Below are 20,054 nucleotides of genomic sequence, written 5' to 3'. Positions count from 1 at the left end.
ATCAGCGGGATGGTGGACGAGCCCTACCGGTCGGCCACGAACCTGTCCCCGGACGGCTTCCTCACCCGCTGGCTGCTGATCAGCGCCGTACTCTTCGGGGGCTCGGCGCTGCTGCTGGCCTGGCGGCTGCGCAGGGCGGCGAAGCACCGGCCGCCCGCGTCCCACTGAGCGACGGGCCGCCAGCCGGCCCTGCGTGCGTAGCGCAGCAGGGCCGCGGTGCCGAGGCGCGCCCAGGGGAAGCGGGCACCGGTGTCCTCGGGCGCGCCGATCGTGTCGACGACCTGGACCCGGGCGCGTTCGTCCACATGCCCCGGCACGGTCTCGGCGATCAGCAGACCACCGGGACGCAGCAGCGCCGCCACCCGCTGGAGCAGCGCGGACGGCTCCCCGCCGATACCGATGTTGCCGTCCATGAGCAGCACGGTGTCCCAGCGGCCCTCGCCGGGCAACGGCTCGAAGACCGAACGCCGCAGCGCCTGCCCGCCGAGCCCGACCGTGTGGTCGACGGCGGCCTCGCTGACATCGACGCCGAGCACGGTACGGCCGCGGGCGGCGAGTTCCGCCACCAGCCGGCCGGGGCCGCAGCCGACGTCCAGGACGGCGCCCTCGCAGCGGTCCAGCACCGCCCGGTCCACGGCGTCCGCGCCGGCGCACCAGCGCTCCACCTCCAGCGGCAGCAGCCAGCCGTCGGCACGGCGCAGGAACAGCGGGCCACGGCCGGTGCGCAGCGCGGTCGCGTACGGGTCGGCGGCCGCCCAGGCGGCACGGGTGGCGGTCGGGCTGCTCATCGTGTGCCGGCCGTCGTACAGCGGGCCAGCCGGGCGGCGAACCGCCCGTGCGGGGCGAGCGCGGCGACGGCGCGGGCGTCGGCGGCGGTGTCGACGTCCCGCAGCCGGGGCAGCTCGCGCACCCGCAGCCCGGCGGCCAGCAGCCGGTCCCGCTGCACCGCCCCGGTCTCGGCCGTCGACATGGGCACGCCGCGCAGCAGCGCGGGATCGGGCTCGGCCAGCCCCAGGGCCCAGAAGCCGCCGTCCTCGGCGGGACCCAGATACGCGTCGCAGTCCGCGAAGTCCACACTGAGCAGCTCCGGCGTCACCTGCGGGGTGTCCATGCCGATGAGCAGCGCGGGGCCGGAGCAGTGGGCGAAGGCGTCCGCCAGCCGCTCGTCCAGCCCGCCCGCGCACTGCGGCAGCACCTCGAAGCCGGGCGGCAGCCAGGGGCCCGGCGCCCCGTCGAGGACGAGCACACGCCGGGTCGCCGGAGCCGCCGCCACCGCGTGCAGGGTGTCGGCGAGCGCCGCCGCCGCGAGGCCGGCCGCCTCGCGCGGGGTGAACGGCGGGGTGAGGCGGGTCTTGACCCGTCCCGGGAGCGGTTCCTTGGCGATGACGAGAAGCGCGGTCACCGTACGAGCTCCCTGCCCGCAGGGGCCTCGGCCAGCACGCGGCTCATGTCCCGCACCGCCTGCCAGGTGCCGCGCCAGGTGCCCGTCACCTTGGAGGCGCCGGTGCGCGGCCGGTAGGGCACGTCGTGCTCGGTGACGCGCCAGCCGGCGTCGGCCGCGCGGACGACCATCTGCAGCGGATAGCCGCTGCGCCGGTCGGTGAGGCCCAGCGCGAGCAACGGCTCGCGGCGGGCGGCGCGCAGCGGGCCCAGGTCGTGCAGGCGCAGCCCGGTACGGCGGCGCAGCATGCGGGCCAGCGCCAGATTGCCCGCCCGGGCATGCGCGGGCCAGGCGCCCCGGCCCTGCGGGCGCCGCCGGCCGAGCACCAGATCGGCCGCGCCGTCCTGGATCTCTTGCACGAAGGGAACGAGCAGCGCGGGATCGAGGGAGGCGTCGCAGTCGCAGAAGCACACGATGTCGCTCGTGGCCGCGGTCAGCCCCGCGTGGCAGGCGGCACCGAAGCCGCGCCGCGGCTCGTGCACCACCGTCGCGCCGAGCGCGCGGGCGATGTCGGGGGAGCCGTCGGTGGAACCGTTGTCGACGACGAGAGCGCGCCAGCCGGCCGGAATCCGGCCGAGCACCCAGGGCAGGGCCTCGGCCTCGTCCAGGCAGGGCAGCACCACGTCGACGTCCGTGGAAGTGGTCGTCACGGTTCTCACCCTACGAACGACAATCGGGCATATCGGACTCTCGGTCCTTACGAAACGCGGACGCCGGGGCCGCGGCGCGCCACCGCCGCGCCCGGGGGTGGGACGCTTGAGGCATGCAATCGCCGTACGAGCCCCACGGGACCGAAGCCGCAGGTGAGGCGGCCCGCATCCTGGTCGTGGACGACGACCCGACCGTCGCCGAGGTCGTCACCGGATATCTGCACCGCGCCGGCTATCTGGTCGACCGCGCCGACGACGGCCCGACCGCCCTCACCCGCGCCGCCGCGCACCGGCCCGACCTCGTGGTGCTCGATCTGATGCTGCCCGGCATGGACGGCCTGGAGGTGTGCCGGCGGATGCGGGACCGCGGGCCGGTGCCGGTCATCATGCTCACCGCCCGCGGCGACGAGGACGACCGCATCCTGGGCCTGGAGGTCGGCGCCGACGACTACGTCACCAAGCCCTTCAGCCCCCGTGAACTGGTCCTGCGGGTGGAGTCGGTGCTGCGCCGCAGCCGCCCCGCCGCCACCACGGGGCACCGGCTGGCCACGGCCGGTCTCTCCGTCGACCCCGACGCCCGCAGGGCCACCAAGAACGGCGGTGAACTCGCCCTCACCCTCAGGGAGTTCGACCTGCTCGCCTTCTTTCTGCGGCACCCGGGCCGGGCATTCAGCCGCGAGGACCTGATGCGCGAGGTCTGGGGCTGGGACTTCGGCGACCTGTCCACCGTCACCGTCCATGTCCGCAGACTGCGCGGCAAGGTCGAGGACGACCCGGCCCGGCCCCGGCTGATCCAGACGGTCTGGGGCGTGGGCTACCGCTTCGAGCCCGCTGCGGCGGTGAGCTGACCATGCGTGACACCCTGCTCATCGCCCTGTACGCGTTCGCCGGCGCCGCGGCCGCCGGGCTCATGGGAGCCGGCCTGTTGCGCCTGATCCGGCGCCGCTCGCTGACCGCCTCCGTCGCCGTCGTCGCGGCGGTCGCCGTCGGCGCGATGCTCGCCGGTACGCTCGCCGTTGCCTGGGCGATGTTCCTGTCCTCGCACGACCTCACGGTGGTCACCACCGTCGTCGCGATGGCGGCCGTGGTCTCCCTGGTCACCGCACTGCTCCTCGGGCGCTGGGTCGTCGCCCGCAGCCGTGAACTCACCGCCGCCGCCCGCTCCTTCGGTGACGCCGGTGCCTTCGCCGCCCCGCACGTCCCCGCCACCGCCGAACTGGACGCCCTCAGCCGCGAGCTGGCCACCACCAGCGCCCGGCTCGCCGAATCCCGGGAGCGGGAGCGGGCGTTGGAGAAGTCCCGGCGCGAACTGGTCGCCTGGATCTCGCACGATCTGCGCACCCCGCTGGCCGGACTGCGGGCCATGTCGGAGGCGCTGGAGGACGGCGTGGCGACGGACCCCGACCGCTACCTCAAACAGATCCGCACCGAGGTCGAACGCCTCAACGACATGGTCGGCGACCTCTTCGAACTCTCCCGCATCCACGCGGGCACCCTGCCGCTGAGCCCCTCCCGGATCTCCCTGTACGACCTGATCGGCGACGCACTCGCGGGCGCCGACCCGCTCGCCCGGGAACACGGGGTACGGCTGGTGGGCGACAGCGTCGCACGCGTGCCCGTGGAGGTGGACGCCAAGGAGATGACCCGCGTCCTCGGCAACCTCCTGGTCAACGCCATCCGCCGCACCCCGCCGGACGGCACCGTGGCGATCGCCGCCGAACGCACCGACGACGCGGTGGTCCTGTCGGTCACCGACGGCTGCGGCGGCATCCCCGAGGAGGACCTGCCCCGCGTCTTCGACACCGGCTGGCGCGGCACCGACGCCCGCACCCCGCCGGCGGGCGCGGGCCTCGGCCTGGCCATCGTCCGCGGCATCGTCGAGGCCCACCAGGGACGGGCGAGCGTCCACAACATCCCCGGCGGCTGCCGCTTCGAGGTCCGGCTGCCCGCGGCGTCCTAGGGCGTGTTGCGCGCGAACTCCCGCATCCCCTCGGCGAATCCGACCTGGGGCTGCCACCCGAGGTCGGCGCGGAGCCGGGCCGAGTCCGCGGTGATGTGCCGTACGTCGCCCAGCCGGTACTCGCCGGTGACCACGGGCGACGGACCGCCGTACGCGTCGGCGAGGGCGTGCGCCATCTCGCCGACCGTACGGGGCTGGCCGCTGCCGGTGTTGTACGCGATGAGGACGCCCGGGGCGGCCGGCGACTCCAGTGCCGCCACGTTCGCCTCCGCCACGTCCCGCACATGTACGAAGTCCCGCCGCTGCCGCCCGTCCTCGAACACCCGCGGGGCCTCGCCGCGCGCGAGTGCCGAGCGGAAGAAGGACGCGACGCCGGCGTACGGGGTGTCGCGGGGCATCCGGGGGCCGTACACGTTGTGGTAGCGCAGGGACACCGCCGATCCGCCCGTGCCGCGGGCCCAGGCCGCGGCCAGATGTTCCTGGGCCAGCTTGGTCGCCGCGTAGACGTTACGGGGATCGGCCGGGGCGTCCTCGCCGACCAGACCGGGGCGCAGTTCCGCGCCGCAGTGCGGGCAGGACGGCTCGAACCGGCCCGCGTCCAGGTCGGCGACGGCACGGGGGCCGGGGCGTACGACCCCGTGCCGCGGACACGTGTACCGGCCCTCGCCGTAGACCACCATCGAACCCGCGAGCACCAGGCGCCGCACCCTCGCCTCCGCCATGGCCGCGACCAGCACGGCCGTGCCCAGGTCGTTGCGGGAGACGTACTCCGCCGCGTCGGCGACCCCGTTGCCGAGTCCGACCATCGCCGCCTGGTGGCAGACCGCGTCCACCCCGGCCAGCGCACGGGCGACGGCCGCCGGATTGCGCACATCCGCGCCGGGGTCCTCCCGGACGTCGTACACGAGCGGCTCGTGCCCGCTCGCGCGGAGCGCCTCGACCACATGGGACCCGATGAACCCGGCACCGCCGGTGACCAGTACACGCATGGCTTCACGCTAGCCGCGGAGCATCCGCGCACAGGGCGACGCGACCGGCACGTCATGACTCCGTAAGAGCCGGGCGCCCGCGGAGGCGTGCGGCCGGCGGTCCCTGCCCACCCCTACGGCACGGGCGTTGACCCCTGAATGCCGTGGGCGCTTCAAGAATCTTCGTCAACAACGTTGACTCCACAGTGCCGCACCCGCACATTACCTATCAGTAGAACCCTGAAGTAACCCCCATGCACCTGCACCTCTTTCTGCTCTGAGCCGCCGCTTTCTCGCGCACCAGTACCAGCGCGGGCACCGCCATGCCCGCCTGCTCCGTGTCCCCACCCCGAGAAAAGAGAGCACCTTCCCATGCCCACATCCGTCCTGCGCCGCGCCGTCGCGGCGACCTCCGCCCTCGCCGGGGCACTGACCCTCGGCCTCACCGCCGCGCCCGCCCAGGCCGCCACACCCCTGAACTACGCCGCCCTCGGCGACAGTTACAGCGCCGGCTCAGGTGTGTTGCCCGTTGACACGAGCAACCTGATCTGTCTGCGCTCCACGGCCGACTACCCCCATGTCATCGCCGCCCGCACCGGCGCCCAGCTGACGGACGTCACCTGCGGCGCCGCCCAGACCAAGGACTTCACCGCGTCCCAGTACCCCGGACTCGCCCCGCAGACGGACGCCGTCACCGAGGACACCGACCTGGTGACGCTCACCATCGGCGGCAACGACAACGGCACCTTCGTCAACGCCATGCTGGCCTGCGGCACCGCGGGCGTCCTCACCGCAGGCCACGGCAGCCCCTGCAAGGACATGTACGGCAGCACCTTCGACGACGCCATCGACACGAACACCTACCCCGCGCTGAAGAGCGCGCTGAACGCCGTACGGGACAAGGCGCCCGGGGCGCGCGTGGCGGTGCTCGGATACCCGTGGATCACCCCCGCCAAGGCCGACCCGTCCTGCTTCGCCCAACTCCCGGTCGCCACCGACGACGTGCCGTATCTGCACGCCCTGCAGGCACACCTCAACGCCGTGGTCCAGCGCGCCGCCGAGGAGACCGGGGCGACGTACGTCGACTTCTCCCAGGTGTCCGCCGGGCACGACGCGTGCCAGGCCGTCGGCACCCGTTGGATCGAGCCGCTCCTCTTCGGGACGAACATCGTGCCCGTCCACCCGAACGCGCTCGGCGAGCAGCGCATGGCCGAGCAGACCATGAGCGTCCTCGGCCTCGGCTGAGGCCGTACGTCAAGGAGAGCGCACGGATCGGTGAACTCCGCGTCAATGGCGCGGAGTTCACCTGTACCGCCTTCCCCTGCCGACCGGATGTTCAGCTCCGCTGGAAGAACTCCACCTCGCCGACCGCGACCACCCGCTGCCCGGTGAGTCCCGTGACCGAGCCCAGCACCAGCCGCACCTTCACCACGTCGTCGATCCCGGTCGCGACGGTCTGGTCTCCCGCCTTGTCGCTGAGGTCGATCTCCTTGTGGCGCACCGAGCCGTCCGCCGAGGTGACCTCCATGTCCATGCGCAGCGCCCGCGCCTGACGGGCGTACTCCTCGGGCTCCTTCGACGCGCCGTTGGTGATGATGACGTCGACCAGCCGGAACGGCTTGCCGAAGGTGTACGTGATCGAGGCTCCGGCCCCCGGCGCACCCCAGAAGCGGTTGCTGAGCCCGTCCGTGGTGTCCTTCGCCGGATGCCCGGGCACCTCGCCGCTGGCGTGCACGCCCACCGGCGTGACGGCCTTGGCCCCGCCGAGCTTGTCCCGGGTGTCCTCGATCAGGGCGCGCCCGGCGGGCAGCAGGAAGAACACGCCCACGCACAGCGCCAGGATCACCGCCAGCGTCACCAGCACCCGGATCCACCGCCCGGACCCCGCCCGCACCCGACGGCGGAACGGCCAGATCGTCCGCCACCAGGGCAGCGGCTCCTGGGCCGCCCCCGGGGTCAGCGGACTCGCACAGCGGCGGCAGAACCGGCGCTCCGGCGGATTGGGCGTGCCGCACACCGGGCACGGCACGCCGGCCACCTCCTCCGACGCGGCCACCGGCCGTACGACCGGACGCTGCGCGACCGGCTTCGCCGGCTGCACGGGCGCGGGCTGCGGGGGAGCAGGCTGCGCGGCGCGCGGTTGCGTGGGAGCCGGCTGCGGGGAACGCGGTTGCGCGGGAGCCGGCTGCGCGGCGCGCGGTGGCGCGGGGTCGGGTCGGGAGGGGCTCGGTTGCGGGGTCGGTGGCGTGGTGGGTGGTTGTGCGGGAGCCGGTGGAGTCATGGGTGGTTGTGTACGGGCCGGGGGCGTGACCGGCGGCTGTGCGGGGGCCGATGACGGTGCGGGCGGGGCCGGGGGAGGGCTGGACGGCTGTGCGGAGGCGGACGGCCGGGCCGGGGGCTCGCCGTCGGGGCGGTCCGGGGATGCCGAGGGTGCGGAGGGTGCGGAGGAGCGGTCCGCGCTGCCGCGGCTGTCGCGGGCCCCGTCGCGGGTGCCGCCGTCCGCGGGAGTCCTGCTCGGCATCTCGCCGGCCCGGCCCGCGCGACGCTCACCGGTCGTCCCGGCAGGTGTGTCATCGTCGGGCGCAGGCGCAGGCGCAGGCGCAGGCGCAGGCGTTGGTGCCGGTGTTGGTGCCGGTGTCGGCGTGGGTGCCGGTGCCGGATCGGGCTGCGGTTGCGCTCGCCCTCGCGGTCCGTCGTCCGCCGCCGGTCCGCCCTCCGCCGGAGGCGCAGGCGTAGGCGTGGACACGGGTGTTGGTTCCGGCGTTGCCGACGGCGCGGACGTACCGCGTGAGCCCTCCTCGGACCAGCCCAGATACGAGCCGCAGTTGCTGCAGAAGTCCTCAGCGGGGTCGTTGGACGCCCCGCACACGGGACAGGCACGCATGACGTCAGCTCCCTTCGCCCGAGGGCGGGCCGGGCAGGATCTCCACCCGGCACGAGACATGCACCGGGCACAGGGACCGGACGGCCTCCCGGACCCGGGCCCCGTCCACGTGCGGATCGCGGCCCGGCCACACCCGGACCACCATCTCGCCGGACGGCTCCGGCGGCAGCCCGGTGCCCGCGGTACGGGACCACACCGCCCCGCCGTCGCCGACGACATCGGCATTCACCCCGAGGGTGAGCCGCAGCCGCTCGACCAGGCCGCGCCGGGTGCCGCGCCAGCGGTGCAGCTCCACCGCGCGCGTCACCGCCTCCCGGCGCAGCTGCGCGGACCACTCGGCGTCGTCGTCCGCGCCCACCCACGACGCCAGCCAGGCCACGAAGTCCAGCGGCGCCACCCGCGGGTCGAGATACGCGGGCAGGTTGTCGAGGGTCGAGAACACCGGCGCGAGGACGGTGTCCAGGCCCCCGGTGAACCGCTGGGCGAAGTCGTCGTCGGCGTAGAGCGCGGGCAGCAGCCCGCCGATCGGATGCCGGCTCGGCAGACCGGGTACGGCGGCGCGGCTCATGCCTGGCCTCCCGCTTCCAGCGGCTGTACGACGACCTGGTGCTGGTAGGAGAACACCAGCGCGCCCGAGGCCACGTCGATGCGGTCCACCGGAGTGCCGCGCCGCCCGGTGATCGGGTCGGCGGCGAACAGCCGGATCTCCTCCACCAGCGCGTTGCCGGTGGCGCGTTGCAGCAGGCCGAATATCTCGCCGTACTGCACCGGCCGCCCGAACGGCCAGCCGGCGCCGTCCGGACCGCCGATCAGCGGGTTGAGGTAGCGGAACAGCGCGGCCAGCGCCGCGTCACGCACCCGGTCGGTGTCCTCGGGCGCCGCCGCGAGCCGGGCGACGACCGTGACACCCTGGTACACCGGCGGCTCCACCACCAGCCGGGTGCCGATCAGCCGCCGCTCGTCCAGGCTCTCGGTGATCGCGGTGAGCACCTGGTCCGAGGGGATCAGCTGCTCGAAGCGGAGCCGGTCCCCGTCGTCCGCCACGGCGTCCGGCACCACCAGCACCCGTACCGCGCCCGCTCCTTCGGCCGCCGGCAGACAGCGCACCCGGCGCACCGAGGGCGCCGCCTGCCGGCTGATGATCTCGTAGTCCTCGGCGGTCACCGCGCGCTCCTGCATCCGCAGCGCGTCCGGCGCCCGCAGCTTGGCGTTGGCGACGGTCTCGCCCTCCACCCCGCCGCGCGCCGCCTCCCGGTTGGTGACCCGGGCGATGTACGGCACGGAACTGCGCAGCACCGAGATCGCGCCCCGCGCCACATTGCCGGCCGGGCCGCCGCCGGTGCGGTAGCGCGACACCCGGATGTGGGCGCCCTTCTCGGGCACCGCGCCGCACAGCCGGAGCGTGCCGTTCGGCTCGCGCAGGGCGGGCGGGAAGGTGAACTCGCCGGTGGTCGCGTCCACCCGCAGATGCCGGTCCTCGGGACCGGAGCGGCCGAAGTGCTCCACGATGGTCCAGCGCTGCCAGCCGTCGGCCGAGGAGACCTCCACCACGGGCGGTTCGCCGTCCAGCAGCACCGGCGGCCGGCCGAGCCGGAACGACTGGCCCGGCACCCCCTCGGACGTGCCGAGCGGGACGTCCGTGACGGTCTCGGCGTGCTCGACGGCGATGGTGCCGCCGACCGTGAACACGGACGCCTCACGCACCGTCGGGGACTCCGAGTAGAACGGCTGCCCGGGCTCCGGCTCGGTGACCCGGCAGCGCAGCCAGCCCGCGCGCGTCCCGCCGATCACGGACGCCGTGTGGTCGGCGGGGACGTGCACGATCACCTCGCCGGGCCGGTTCAGGCCGCCCGTCGTGTCCTCGCCGGTCTCGCACACCTGCCAACGGCCGCCGTCCCACGCCTCCCACACCAGGGGCGGCTGGCGCGGGTCCACGCCGACGCCCTCCACCCTGCTGTCCAGGCGTACGGCGACGATGCACCGGGGTACGGCCGTGGGCAGCCCGAACAGCACGGCGTCGCCGGGCTCGGGCGCCGTCTGGAAGCACGGTACGTCGCGGCCTTCGCCCAGCTCACGGGTCCGGTCGCTCTGCTCGCCGCTCCGGGGCGCGGTCACCAGCCGGTTCAACTCGCTGGGCACCACGCGCAGTTCGTCCGTGGTCGCGAACACCACGGGCTCCTCCGTCTCGCCGTCGCCCGTCGTCACCTCGGTGCCGGCGGGCAGCGTCACCGTGTCGGGCTGCGGCGCGGACAGCCAGAAGTCGACCTCGGCCCCGGCCGCCGCCGGCGGGAACAGGCGGATGCCCAGCAGGTCCAGGAAGGCGGTGTAGTTCTTGTCGGGCACCCGGTTCAGCCGGTACAGCAGCTGGTCCACGATGTACGCGAAGGTCTCGATCAGGGTGACACCGGGATCGGAGACGTTGTGGTCGGTCCACTCCGGCGCGCGCTGCTGCACATACCGTTTCGCCTCGTCGACGAGTTGCTGGAACCGTCGGTCGTCCAGGTTGGGGGAGGGCAGGGCCATCAGTCCGCGACCGCTTCCTCGGCCCCCTCCTCGGAGGGGATCGTGTAGAAGGGAAACACCAGGTTGCGCCGGTCGTTGGTGGACCGCACCGTGTAGCGCACGTCGATGTAGAGGGTTCCGTCGTCCACCGCGTCGAAGGCCACCACCACGTCGTCCACCGTGATCCGCGGCTCCCACCGCTCCAGCGCCTCGCGCACCGCCCCCGCGATCCGCCCCGCGGTGGCGCCGTCGCCGGGCGCGAAGACGTAGTCGTGGATGCCGCAGCCGAACTCCGGGCGCATCGGGCGCTCTCCGGGCGCGGTGCCGAGCACCAGCCGGATCGCCTCCTCGATCTCCCGTTCCCGCTCCACCATGGCGATCCCGCCGGTCGGCCCGACGCGCAGCGGGAACGCCCAGCCGCGCCCGATGAACCGCTCGCTCATCACAGGCCTCCGATCTGGACGGTCAGGTCGCCGCCCGAGATCATCGCGCCGCAGGTCGTCTGGTCGCGCATCCGCGCGGCCGGCAGTCCGCCGATGAGGACGGGACCCGAGCCGAGCGCGGCCGGGTTCGGCATGACCACGTTGCCCGGCCCCAGGGCCAGGTGCGGGGGCACCGCGCAGGTGTGCAGGCTGCCCACGACGGCGGCGGGGCGGCCGCCGATGAGCACGGTCGCCACCCGCACGGCGGCGCCGGGCGGCGGGGTGGCGATCACACCGCCGTGGTTGGTGGGGTCTCCGGTACGGGCTGCGGCCGGCATGGGGTGCTCCTTGCAGAAAGTCGGGGGGACAGGGGTCAGTTGATCCGAATGAGCCTGGCCTTGAGGACGCCCAGCAGACCGCCGTCGACGGTGACGTTCGACGAGCCGTTGACGCTCACGGTGCGGCCGCCGATCGTCACTCCGACCCGGCCCTGGATGTCCACGTTCCGGCCCGACACGCTCACGTTGCCCCGCCCGGCGTCCAGGGTGATGCCGTTCTTGTCGAGCAGGACGGAGCTGAGGGGCTGCCGTCCCTTCCCGGCGTACACCTTCAGCTCGATCCGGTCCCGCCGGTCGTCCAGGAACACCTCCAGACGTTCGTCGGCGCTCCTCAGCCGCACCCCGGAGGGACCCGGCGCCCGTGCGTCCAGCAGTTCCACCCGATGTCCCGAACGGGACACGAGGGAACGGCGGTTGACCTTCCCGCTGGTGCCGTCGACCAGCGGCACGTCGTGCTTCGAGGGCTTGTCCACGCCGTTGTAGAGCCCGCCGATGACGTACGGGCTGTCCAGCAGGCCCTGTTCGAAGCCGACCAGCACCTCGTCGTTGACCTCGGGGCTCACCACACCGCCGCCGCCCTTGCCGCCCCACTGCACGGTGCGCACCCAGTCGGTGACGTAAGTGTCGTCCAGCCAGGGGAACTTCAGCCGTACGGCACCGCGCTCGGCGCCGGCCGGCTCGCGCACGTCCGTCACCACGCCGATCGCCAGACCCGGCATGCGCGGGCCGCGGCCCGGCGCGTTGGCGCCGGTCACCAGGCCCGCAAGGGAGCGGTCCGGGCTGGCACTGACCCAGACCGTCGTCCGGTACCCGCCGTGCGGCTCCAGGACGTGCTGCACCGCCGTCGCCGTGTACTTGCCGGAGAACGCCTGCCCGACGTTGCCGAGCGCCACGGGCTCGCCCGCCCGCAGCCGCGGATTGCCCTCGGCCAGCACCTCCAGCTCACCGAAGCCCGCGCTGACCTGATCGGCCACGGCGTCGGCGACCGCGGTGGTCTCGGCCTGGGTGCGGTACGGGGTGTCGGTGACGGTCAGTTTCGCCGACGTGCCGAACCGGGCGGCCAGCGCCGGGCTCAGACCCGGCACCACCGTGTCACTGGTCACCGACGGCTTGCGGGCCACCAGCGGACGCTTCGTGGTGACGTCCCAGCCGCGCACCTCCACCTGCGAGGCCCCGTCCGCGGCCGACAGCGAGGCCCGCAGCGCCAGCAGGTTGCGCCCGTACTCCAGCACCATCGGGTTCTGGGTGGCCGGGGTCGAGGGCGCGGGCGCCCCGGACGCCTTCTTGGGCCTGGTGAACTGCAGCACCCCCTTGTCGTCGACGCGTACCTGTGCACCGCTCTCGCCCGCCAGATACTGCAGGAAGTCCCAGTCGGACACGTTCGCCTGCGAGAGCTGCTTGTAGGTGACGGGCGCGGCCTCCACCTTCCCGCAGGTCAGCCCGGCCCCGGCGGCCACCTTGCGGACGATCGCCGACGCCGTCATGTTCCGGTACGCCACTACCTTGCGGCCCCGCTGCAGACGGTGCGCCTTGGAATAGGCGCGCACCACCGTGAACGAGCCCGTGCTGTCCCGGTCGATCTCCACCGCCGTGACCTCGCCGTTGAACAGCCGCTCGCGTGCCTGCCCGGCCACCGTCACCACCGACACCCGCAGCGGGGTGCCGAGCGTGATGCCGGTCGACTTCAGGAACTCGTGATCGGGGTCGCGGTAGGTGAGCACGGCGGTGTCCGGCAGGCCCACGTTCTCGTCCACCACGCAGCTCACCAGCTGTGCCGCCCAGATCGGCGGCAGCTCGCCGGGCGCCTCCACGACGGGGTCCGCCGCGAACGACCGGCCGCCCCGTGCCTCGGGTGTGGTCACCGTTCCTCCTCAGCGCCCGCGTCCCCGAGCGCCGGCACCACCAGTTCGGTACCGGGCGTCAGGTCCATCGGGTCGTCGATCCCGTTCGCCTCCGCGATGGCCCGCCACGCCGTCGCGTCGCCGTACTCCCGCCAGGCCAGCAGCGCCAGGCTGTCCCCGGCCACGACCGTGTGCGTGCTGCGGGCCGTCCGGGCGCCGGAGGTGGGGTTCTGCCCCGGCGGGTCGACGCTCGCCTCCTCCACCGACAGCGAACAGGTCGCCCGCAGCGGCTTGCCGTCCACGTCGAACAGCGTGTACGTCACCGACAGACTGGAGAGCACTCCGTCGAACGACGTCGTACGGGCCCTACCCCACTCGAAGCGCACCCAGGGACTGGCCGGCTTCTTCCGCGCGAGGCTCGCCGGGCTCGGCACACACGCCTTCATCAGCGTCTCGACCGCCTGCTCCACCGAGTTGTCATGGGTCGAGGTCGCGTCGAGGAAGACCTCCAGGCTCAGCTGCCGCGGCCCGCTGCCCACGAACTCCGGCAGCGCCGACTGCCCGGCCATCCGCGACGGGGTACGCCGCCACTCGGTGGTCTTGCTCAGCTGCAGGGTGTTGGGATTGAACTGGAGGTTCAGTCGCGCGATCGTCCCTCCGGGCTTCGCGCCGACCGCCGCCGGGGGTTCCTTCAGGGTCAACTGGGCCCTGGCCCGGCTGGTGCGCATGGCAGGCATCAGGAGGGCCTCAGTCCCTCGTGGGCGATCTCCAGGGTCTCCACCGCCGCCTGTGAGGACGACGGGTCGAACGACGGCCCCTGCCAGCGCACCGGCACGATGCCGAGCACCTGCCAGCTGATGATCCGGGTCAGATCCGGCTTCAGCGCCACGATCTCGCCGTCCTTGGGCTCCACACGCCGCAGCGTCTGGTCGAGCCAGCGCCCGATCTTCGCCGTGTCGGCGGTGACCGGCCGGGTGAGGGTGATGTTCGACCAGGTGACCCGGCCGGGCAACTGCCAGGTGAAGCCGTTGTTCCCGCCCTCGGCGTAGCTCTCCATCTCCACCTCGGCCCCCATCCCGGAGCAGGTGTGGAAGGCCCCCAGATCGTTGCCGCCGATCGCGAGCCGGAAGAACACGCTCGTCGCGAAGATGTTGTCCGTCATCCGTTGGTCATCCGTTCCTGTCCTCAGCGGCGTCCGTCGTAGGGACGGCCCGCACGTTCGCGCCCGCGCCGCAGGTCGGCGCGGAGCAGCCGGGCCAGCGGGTCCACCAGTCGCCGTGCCAGCTCGTCCAGGTCGACCACGGGCTCCTGCGGCGCACCCGCCGACCCCGTCCCCCGGGCGCCGGCCGTGCCGGGCGCCGGCGGCTCGGAGGCCGACCGCGGCCGGCCCCGCGCCGGTACGGCCCGCACCGGCACCCCGCCGGGTACGGCGCCGCCCCCGGCCCGGGTCGTCTCGCGCTGCACGGCCGGACCGGTGGAGCCGGCGGCCCCCCGCGGCGCCGCCGCGGGCGCGGTCGGCGCCGTACGGGTGGCACGGACCACCGGCACGGGCGGGGTGGCGGCGGCCGGGCCGTACGGGTGGTCCGGGAGTGCGGGTGCCTGCGGATCGGACAACGGCAGCGTGTGCGGTCGTACGGCCATGTCGCCGCCGGTGGCGGCGCGTTGGACGGACGGAGCGGGCCGTACGACGGGCACGGCCCGCCGGTCGGACGTGGTCGGCCGCGCCCCGGGCACGGTCCGCCGGGTCTCGGGCGAACCGGCCGTACCTGCGGGCGAGTCGGCCGGTCCCGACGGCACCGGTCCGGCGGCGGAGCGCTGTACGTGCGGTACTTCGGCCGCCGGCCCCGGCTCGGGCGAGGGTGCGGAGGCGTTGACGACGGGGTCCGGGGCACGGCGCCAGGACGCGGCGACGACGACGGGGCGCTCGGCCGCACGGGTTGCCGAGGGCGGTGCGACACCTTCCGGCACACGGGTGTTGACCGCGAGCGGGCGTGCGGCGAGCAGCGCGAGGGTACGGGGCGCGGACCGCTGTCCTTGAGCGGTGAGCGTCCGGCGCTGGATCACACCGGGCGTCCCCGCATCGGGGGAGTCGGTGCCGGTGCCGGTTCCTGGCTGGGCAAGGGTGACCGGCCGGGTGACGACCAGCGGCCCCGGTCCGCCCACGCCCGTGCCCGCGCCGGACGGCGATGCCGACGCGCCGGTCGAGGGCGCCGGGGGCTCAGGCGCGCCGGCACGCTGCACCGGGGCACTCGGTGCCGGAAGTGAAATCCCTTGGACCGCAGGTGAGTTGGGGTTCCCGCCGCCGCTCGCGCTGTGTGTCGTGCCCAGCAGGGGCGCGGCGGGCGGCTGGGCGTTGGAGGCAGTCGCCGGCGGGCTCGTGACGGTGTGGTCCGGGCGCACATGGGCGCGCTGGACGTGGGGGAGCGCCTCGGCGCCGCCGCCCGCCGGACGGCCCGTCGCGCCCCTGGGGCCGGTCGAAGGCGATGCTTCCGCGGTCGGCGGCATCGCGGACAGCGGTGCCCCGAGTCCACCACGGACACGGGCGCCGGACGGCTGAGGCCGCGTGGGCGGGCCGGACGGCCCGGGAACGGGCGGTGTGCCAGGGGACGTTCCGGTCGTTCCGGTCGTCTCGGTCTGTGCCTCTCCCTGTGCCTGTGCCCGCGTCTGTGCCCGCGTCTGTGGCTGGGCCTGGGGTGCGGGACGGGTCTGGATCTGAGGCCGGGGCTCGCGCCGGAGCCGGTTCTGGGGTGTCGCGGGGTTCGAGACGTACGGGCCCGGCGTCGCGTCCGTACCGGGCGCGCTCGCCTGCCGCTGCACCATCGGGAGCGTCGGTGCGTCCGCCGGGTGTGCGGCGGTGGCCGGAGCGGTCGTCCCGGGCCCGCCGGTGGTGAGCGGTCTGGCGGTGGCGGGCAGTTCCGGCAGCGGCGCGCCCAGCGGCGCCCGGGTGTCCGGGTGCGCCGGGTCGGCGGTGCGCTGCACGGCAGGCGCGGGGTTCGACGGTGCTGGTGCGACGACGGCCGGCACCGCGTCAGGGCCCGAGAGGGGGCGATCGGCGGGGCGAGCGGCCGTGGGCTCGGGCTCGGGCCGCAGTGCCGCGATGCGGCGTAGTGGCGTGGCCGGCCGTCGGGCGACGGTCAGCGAAGGGCTGAGCGGCCGAGGGCGTACGGAACGGGCACTGATGGTCCTCGCCACGGGGGCAGGGGAGGCGGAGACATCGCGCGCCGGAGCGGCGGAGGCGTCGCGCGCGGGGGTGGCGGAAGCCGCGCGTTCCGTCGCAACGGTCGTGGCCTGGCCGTGCGGTGCCGTGCGGTCAGGGCGCGGCGGCGGCGTCGTACCGGGGCCGGAAGGTGTCCGGGGCGCGGGGGCGTGGCCCGCGGAGTGGGGCACCACGGCGATCCGTCGGACGACCGGGAGTTCGGGTCCGGGTGCCGGGCGGCCGGGTTCGGCGGTGGACCGCTGCACGGGAGCGTCCGGTGCGGTGACCGTGACCAGGGGGTCGGCGGCGACGAGGGCGCGGCCGGGCGACGTCTCGGCCGACCGCTGGACGGCAGGCGGAACGGCCGGGCCGGACTGCCCGGCCCGGCCCGAGGGTGCCGAAGCGGGCGTGCCACCACTGGCACCGCTGCCGGTACCGGGAGGTGCCGGGCGCGGATCCGTGGCCGCCGGTCCGGCGGGGCTCGGCGTGTCGGTCCCCGCCCGCTGCGGGGACCCGGAATCCGGCCGCCCGCCGGTGTCATGGGGTCCGGCCCCGGGTCGTGCCCTGCGGGACACCTGACGCACGGGGGCAGCGGCACGCTGTTGCGTGCCGGCCGTGTCCGGACGGGTCTGGGCGGGTTCTCCGGCGCGCGGACCCGCCTCGACAGCCTCCTCGGCCTGCGGGCTCGGGACACGCAGCAGCAGGGGGCCGCCGGCGGTGTGGGTGGCGCGTGGCGTGGCCGGGCCGGTGACGCCACGCACCAGACCGACCGGTGCGGAAGGCAGCAGTGCGTGGCCGAGGCCCGCGTCGAACGACGGGTTCTGCCAGGAGGCGAGACCCGAGCGGAAGGAGAGGCCGTCGCTCACACCGAGCGGGGCACGGGACACCGTCAGCATCGGTGGCCGGGTACGGCGCCATCCGCCGTCCCAGTCCTGGGGCACGGACGGACCGGCCGCCCCGGACGCGGGCGTGCTCATGGCACGCTGCACGGCCGGCTGCGCGGAGCCGGGACCGGCCGGGGTGCCGCCGGCACCCGGTGCCGTGGCCCGGCGGCGCAGTCTGTCCCGCCATGCCATGAGCTCAACCGCCTTCGTTGACACGGGTGTTGATACGGGCGATCTCGGTCACCCACTGCCGGCGCTCGGCGTGGGTGAGGTCGAGGATCTCCTCGCGCTGCCAGTGGAAGTGGTAGGCGATGTACGCGATCTCCTCCCGCAGCCGGGGGAGTGCGTACGTCACGATTCCCCCAGGCGCCCACCCGAGAGGTCGACCTCGAAGCCGCCCTCGCAGTGCGGGCAGACCACCGCGGCGCGGGTGTGGCCCTCGCTGTTGACACGGCGGTAGAAGTCCTGGAGGAACGCCACGTCGGTGGCGTACATCCGCTCCACGATCCCCGCGTGCACATCGGTGATGGTGCCGAGCCGGGTGATCACCTGACTCAGCAGCACCACACTCAGATACGCCGGGTTCTCCTTGACCCGCAGATCGATCTGGGGCCGCAGTTCGTCCCGTGCGGTGGCCAGACGCATCGCGCCGTGCCGGTGGAGCGTGCCCGCCTCGTCCACGTACCCGCGCGGCAGCTCGAACTCGAACTCCGTGCGCAGCCCGTGGTCCGCCAAGGCCGCGGGGCGGGCGGCCGGAGCCTGCGGGGGAGCCTGGGGCTCGTCGCCCGCCGCAGCGGGGGACGTCGCCTCCAGGAACTCCTCCAGGTTGCCGGCCGTGACGGTACGGCGCCTCATTCGACGACGATCTCCTCGAACACGATCGTGACGGTCTCGGTGGCCGCCGAGGACTCACCGGCCTTGAGTGAAGGGCCCTCCCACTTGGAGGCCCAGCCGTTCATCAGCTGGATACGGCGGACCGTCTCGCCCTTGGTGTCCTTGATCTCGATGGTCAGGTTCTGCCGGGCGGTGTCGACGGCACCGTTGTTCAGCGTCTCCTTGATCCACTTGGTGAACTCGCTGCTCTTGTCGAGTCCCCGGGTGATCGTGATCTCGCCGGCCTGTCGTGCCCCGGGCTGCTTGCGGATGATCTGCTTGCCCGTCGACGTGACCTGCTTGACCTCGACGACCTCCTCCTCGACGGAGAACCCGCTGATCTCCTGGATCGACTCGACCATGTACCCGCCGAGCTGCACGCCGAAGACGTGAGTAGAGAGAGCATCGCCTTCTGCCATGACTGTCTGTCACCTTTCCTTTGCAGACCCGCGGGTCACTCGTCGATGAGACTGGTGCTGTCGGAGAACTGGGCCAGCCGGAACACCACGAACTCGGCGGGCTTGACCGGAGAGACGCCGATCTCACAGACGACGCGGCCCTGGTCGATGGAGGTCTGCGGGTTGTTGTCGCGGTCGCACTTGACGTAGAACGCCTCCTCGGCGGTGCGGCCGAAGAGCGCGCCCCGACGCCATTCCTCGGTGAGGAACGCGGTGACGTTGCGCCGGATGCTGGACCACAGCCGGTCGTCGTTCGGCTCGAAGACCACCCACTGGGTGCCCAACAGGATGGACTCTTCGAGGTAGTTGAACAGCCGGCGCACGTTCAGGTACCGCCAGGCCGGGTCGGAGGACAGGGTGCGGGCACCCCAGATCCGGATGCCGCGGCCCGGGAAGGCGCGTACGCAGTTCACGCCGATCGGGTTCAGCAGGTCCTGCTCGCCCTTGCTGAGCCGGACCTCCAGGTCCACCGCGCCCCGGATCACCTCGTTGGCGGGCGCCTTGTGCACGCCGCGCTCGGCGTCGCTGCGCGCCCACACACCCGCGACGTGACCGCTCGGCGGGACGGTGGTGTTACGGCCGGCCGCCGGGTCGAAGACCCGCACCCACGGGTAGTAGAGGGTGGCGTACCGGGAGTCGTAGCCCGCCTCCTCGTTGCGCCAGTGCCGCACCTGCTGGGCGGTGAGCCCGGGGGGCGAGTCCAGCACGGCGACCCGGTCGCCCATCTGCTCGCAGTGCGAGATGACCGCGAGCTGCACGGTGCGCACGCCCTCGGCGTCGATGTCACCGCGCTGGTAGGCGCCCATCAGGTCCGGGACCGCGACCATGGTGATCTCGTCGATGCTCTCCAGGCCGGCGAATCCGGTCCGGGCGGCGGCGTCGCCGACGTACTCGGCCGGGTTGATCCGGGACACCGCACCGCCGGCGGGCGCCGCGGGCGAGGCCGGGGCGTCGGGCACGGCCACCGTCTGGCTGGCCGGCCGGGTCTGGGTGGCGTCGCGCTGCTCGGTGACCTCGACCAGCTTCGACGCGCGCAGCTGGGTGACCACATAGCCCTTGACGTTCTTGCGGGTGGAGACGTCGAACGTCTCGACCACCTGCTCGCCCTGACGGACCAGCAGCTTGAAGCGGTCCTCGGGCGGGTTCTCGCCGTCGGCGTCGGCGATCTCCACGGACACGCCGGAGGTGCCGGGCCTGGCCGTGATCTGGAATCCGCCGAGCGTCAGCGGCTGGGCGGCCCGGGCGTCCCGGGACCCGCGTCCGCCGCCGTCCGCCGTGGCGGCGCCGTCGGCGGAGCCGCCGATGCGCACCACGTAGGCCGCGCCGCCGCCGTTGGAGAAGTAGCCGTACACGGCGTGCGCGAGGTAAGTGCCCTCGGTGAACCCGCCGAACAGCTGGGTGTACTGGTCCCAGTTGGTGACCAGCGTCGGTTCGTGGAAGGGCCCGCTCTGGGCGAACCCGACGAACGCGGCGACGGCGGTGCCGACCCCCTCGATCGGGCGGGCACCGGACTGCACCTCCTCCACGTACACGCCCGGGGTGAGGTACGTCGGCATGCTCGCTCCTTCACGTTCATCGGATCACCTGCGTCGATGCCGAGTCTCCGGGGCGGATCAGGCCCGGCGGCAGGGGCGTCG

The 20,054-nt window shown here is 74.0% G+C and carries 21 protein-coding genes; 4 read left to right on the top strand and 17 right to left on the bottom strand.

Translation table 11 applies throughout. The features are described from left to right. Positions 1-23 precede the first annotated feature (23 nt). Genes IE277_RS19730 through IE277_RS19720 form a run of 3 tightly spaced genes read right to left on the bottom strand, consistent with a single transcriptional unit; the run spans position 24 to position 2,100 of the window. On the bottom strand, positions 24-788 hold the full coding sequence (locus tag IE277_RS19730; RefSeq protein WP_189954199.1) for a class I SAM-dependent methyltransferase: 765 nt from the start codon (positions 786-788) through the stop codon (positions 24-26). Continuing rightward, positions 785-1,402 carry a TIGR04282 family arsenosugar biosynthesis glycosyltransferase gene (locus IE277_RS19725; protein WP_189954197.1) on the bottom strand — a complete coding sequence of 206 codons (618 nt, stop codon included), beginning with the start codon at positions 1,400-1,402 and terminating at the stop codon, positions 785-787. The genes IE277_RS19730 and IE277_RS19725 overlap by 4 nt, the downstream gene beginning before the upstream one ends. After that, complete coding sequence (locus IE277_RS19720) at positions 1,399-2,100, bottom strand: glycosyltransferase family 2 protein (protein WP_189954195.1); 702 nt, start codon at positions 2,098-2,100, stop codon at positions 1,399-1,401. The genes IE277_RS19725 and IE277_RS19720 overlap by 4 nt, the downstream gene beginning before the upstream one ends. A 104-nt stretch (positions 2,101-2,204) precedes the next feature. Here IE277_RS19720 and IE277_RS19715 point away from each other — a divergent pair, with 104 nt between their 5' ends. Both IE277_RS19715 and IE277_RS19710 read left to right on the top strand, forming a co-directional pair. After that, the gene (locus IE277_RS19715; RefSeq protein ID WP_189954194.1) at positions 2,205-2,939 is read left to right on the top strand and encodes a response regulator transcription factor; all 735 of its coding nucleotides are present in this window, start codon (positions 2,205-2,207) and stop codon (positions 2,937-2,939) included. Between the two features lie 2 nt (positions 2,940-2,941). Then, complete coding sequence (locus tag IE277_RS19710) at positions 2,942-4,051, top strand: sensor histidine kinase (protein ID WP_189954191.1); 1,110 nt, start codon at positions 2,942-2,944, stop codon at positions 4,049-4,051. Here IE277_RS19710 and IE277_RS19705 read toward each other — a convergent pair. Continuing rightward, positions 4,048-5,040 (bottom strand): NAD-dependent epimerase/dehydratase family protein, encoded by a 993-nt coding sequence (locus tag IE277_RS19705; RefSeq protein ID WP_189954189.1) that lies wholly within the window; start codon positions 5,038-5,040, stop codon positions 4,048-4,050. The genes IE277_RS19710 and IE277_RS19705 overlap by 4 nt on opposite strands. A gap of 351 nt (positions 5,041-5,391) precedes the next feature. Here IE277_RS19705 and IE277_RS19700 point away from each other — a divergent pair, with 351 nt between their 5' ends. Further along, positions 5,392-6,264, top strand: coding sequence for an SGNH/GDSL hydrolase family protein (locus tag IE277_RS19700; RefSeq protein WP_189954187.1), 873 nt, complete (start codon positions 5,392-5,394; stop codon positions 6,262-6,264). A 91-nt stretch (positions 6,265-6,355) separates the two neighbouring features. Here IE277_RS19700 and IE277_RS19695 read toward each other — a convergent pair whose 3' ends face one another. Continuing rightward, complete coding sequence (locus IE277_RS19695; protein ID WP_189954185.1) at positions 6,356-7,120, bottom strand: NADase-type glycan-binding domain-containing protein; 765 nt, start codon at positions 7,118-7,120, stop codon at positions 6,356-6,358. A 39-nt stretch (positions 7,121-7,159) separates the two neighbouring features. Between IE277_RS19695 and IE277_RS49555 the strand changes: the two genes are divergently transcribed. Beyond that, entirely contained in the window at positions 7,160-7,354 is a 195-nt protein-coding gene (locus IE277_RS49555) for a hypothetical protein (protein WP_189954183.1), read from the top strand. 553 nt (positions 7,355-7,907) lie between these two features. Here the strand turns inward: IE277_RS49555 and IE277_RS19685 are convergent. The 12 genes from IE277_RS19685 to IE277_RS19630 are packed head-to-tail and all read right to left on the bottom strand — an operon-like array spanning position 7,908 to position 19,973. Next, positions 7,908-8,471: a phage tail protein gene (locus tag IE277_RS19685; protein WP_189954181.1), complete on the bottom strand. Its 564-nt coding sequence runs from the start codon at positions 8,469-8,471 to the stop codon at positions 7,908-7,910. Further along, positions 8,468-10,426, bottom strand: coding sequence for a putative baseplate assembly protein (locus tag IE277_RS19680; protein WP_189954179.1), 1,959 nt, complete (start codon positions 10,424-10,426; stop codon positions 8,468-8,470). Before IE277_RS19680 ends, IE277_RS19685 begins: the two co-directional genes overlap by 4 nt. Continuing rightward, positions 10,426-10,848 (bottom strand): GPW/gp25 family protein, encoded by a 423-nt coding sequence (locus tag IE277_RS19675; protein ID WP_189954177.1) that lies wholly within the window; start codon positions 10,846-10,848, stop codon positions 10,426-10,428. Before IE277_RS19675 ends, IE277_RS19680 begins: the two co-directional genes overlap by 1 nt. After that, on the bottom strand, positions 10,848-11,165 hold the full coding sequence (locus tag IE277_RS19670; RefSeq protein ID WP_189954175.1) for a PAAR domain-containing protein: 318 nt from the start codon (positions 11,163-11,165) through the stop codon (positions 10,848-10,850). The genes IE277_RS19675 and IE277_RS19670 overlap by 1 nt, the downstream gene beginning before the upstream one ends. Before the next feature lie 35 nt (positions 11,166-11,200). Further along, the gene (locus IE277_RS19665) at positions 11,201-13,027 is read right to left on the bottom strand and encodes a VgrG-related protein (protein ID WP_189954174.1); all 1,827 of its coding nucleotides are present in this window, start codon (positions 13,025-13,027) and stop codon (positions 11,201-11,203) included. Next, the gene (locus IE277_RS19660; protein ID WP_373310825.1) at positions 13,024-13,743 is read right to left on the bottom strand and encodes a CIS tube protein; all 720 of its coding nucleotides are present in this window, start codon (positions 13,741-13,743) and stop codon (positions 13,024-13,026) included. Before IE277_RS19660 ends, IE277_RS19665 begins: the two co-directional genes overlap by 4 nt. Further along, positions 13,743-14,168, bottom strand: a complete 426-nt coding sequence (locus IE277_RS19655) for a phage tail protein (RefSeq protein ID WP_189954172.1) — start codon at positions 14,166-14,168, stop codon at positions 13,743-13,745. Before IE277_RS19655 ends, IE277_RS19660 begins: the two co-directional genes overlap by 1 nt. Before the next feature lie 23 nt (positions 14,169-14,191). Further along, a complete protein-coding gene (locus IE277_RS19650; RefSeq protein ID WP_189954170.1) occupies positions 14,192-17,278 on the bottom strand; it encodes a hypothetical protein in 3,087 nt (1,028 codons plus the stop codon). A gap of 4 nt (positions 17,279-17,282) precedes the next feature. After that, positions 17,283-17,441: a DUF6760 family protein gene (locus IE277_RS19645; protein WP_177235491.1), complete on the bottom strand. Its 159-nt coding sequence runs from the start codon at positions 17,439-17,441 to the stop codon at positions 17,283-17,285. Next, on the bottom strand, positions 17,438-17,941 hold the full coding sequence (locus IE277_RS19640) for a hypothetical protein (protein WP_189954168.1): 504 nt from the start codon (positions 17,939-17,941) through the stop codon (positions 17,438-17,440). Before IE277_RS19640 ends, IE277_RS19645 begins: the two co-directional genes overlap by 4 nt. Continuing rightward, a complete protein-coding gene (locus IE277_RS19635; RefSeq protein WP_067132325.1) occupies positions 17,938-18,378 on the bottom strand; it encodes a phage tail protein in 441 nt (146 codons plus the stop codon). Before IE277_RS19635 ends, IE277_RS19640 begins: the two co-directional genes overlap by 4 nt. A 35-nt stretch (positions 18,379-18,413) precedes the next feature. Next, the gene (locus IE277_RS19630; RefSeq protein ID WP_189954166.1) at positions 18,414-19,973 is read right to left on the bottom strand and encodes a phage tail sheath family protein; all 1,560 of its coding nucleotides are present in this window, start codon (positions 19,971-19,973) and stop codon (positions 18,414-18,416) included. Positions 19,974-20,054 lie beyond the last annotated feature (81 nt).

The organism is Streptomyces alanosinicus, assembly GCF_014650595.1.
Taxonomy (GTDB): Bacteria; Actinomycetota; Actinomycetes; order Streptomycetales; family Streptomycetaceae; genus Streptomyces; species Streptomyces alanosinicus.
Note: the sequence above shows the minus strand (reverse complement) of the source record. Positions and strands in the feature narration are given on the sequence as shown.

What these genes read in the sequence shown, in the direction of transcription:
- IE277_RS19660 (WP_373310825.1), bottom strand. Translation starts at nt 13,743, where the DNA reads ATGCCTGCCATGCGCACCAGCCGGGCCAGGGCCCAGTTGACCCTGAAG.
- IE277_RS19730 (WP_189954199.1), bottom strand. Translation starts at nt 788, where the DNA reads ATGAGCAGCCCGACCGCCACCCGTGCCGCCTGGGCGGCCGCCGACCCG.
- IE277_RS19675 (WP_189954177.1), bottom strand. Translation starts at nt 10,848, where the DNA reads ATGAGCGAGCGGTTCATCGGGCGCGGCTGGGCGTTCCCGCTGCGCGTC.
- IE277_RS19655 (WP_189954172.1), bottom strand. Translation starts at nt 14,168, where the DNA reads ATGACGGACAACATCTTCGCGACGAGCGTGTTCTTCCGGCTCGCGATC.
- IE277_RS19685 (WP_189954181.1), bottom strand. Translation starts at nt 8,471, where the DNA reads ATGAGCCGCGCCGCCGTACCCGGTCTGCCGAGCCGGCATCCGATCGGC.
- IE277_RS19640 (WP_189954168.1), bottom strand. Translation starts at nt 17,941, where the DNA reads ATGAGGCGCCGTACCGTCACGGCCGGCAACCTGGAGGAGTTCCTGGAG.
- IE277_RS19700 (WP_189954187.1), top strand. Translation starts at nt 5,392, where the DNA reads ATGCCCACATCCGTCCTGCGCCGCGCCGTCGCGGCGACCTCCGCCCTC.
- IE277_RS19680 (WP_189954179.1), bottom strand. Translation starts at nt 10,426, where the DNA reads ATGGCCCTGCCCTCCCCCAACCTGGACGACCGACGGTTCCAGCAACTC.
- IE277_RS19650 (WP_189954170.1), bottom strand. Translation starts at nt 17,278, where the DNA reads ATGGCATGGCGGGACAGACTGCGCCGCCGGGCCACGGCACCGGGTGCC.
- IE277_RS19705 (WP_189954189.1), bottom strand. Translation starts at nt 5,040, where the DNA reads ATGCGTGTACTGGTCACCGGCGGTGCCGGGTTCATCGGGTCCCATGTG.
- IE277_RS19630 (WP_189954166.1), bottom strand. Translation starts at nt 19,973, where the DNA reads ATGCCGACGTACCTCACCCCGGGCGTGTACGTGGAGGAGGTGCAGTCC.
- IE277_RS19715 (WP_189954194.1), top strand. Translation starts at nt 2,205, where the DNA reads ATGCAATCGCCGTACGAGCCCCACGGGACCGAAGCCGCAGGTGAGGCG.
- IE277_RS19635 (WP_067132325.1), bottom strand. Translation starts at nt 18,378, where the DNA reads ATGGCAGAAGGCGATGCTCTCTCTACTCACGTCTTCGGCGTGCAGCTC.
- IE277_RS19710 (WP_189954191.1), top strand. Translation starts at nt 2,942, where the DNA reads ATGCGTGACACCCTGCTCATCGCCCTGTACGCGTTCGCCGGCGCCGCG.
- IE277_RS19670 (WP_189954175.1), bottom strand. Translation starts at nt 11,165, where the DNA reads ATGCCGGCCGCAGCCCGTACCGGAGACCCCACCAACCACGGCGGTGTG.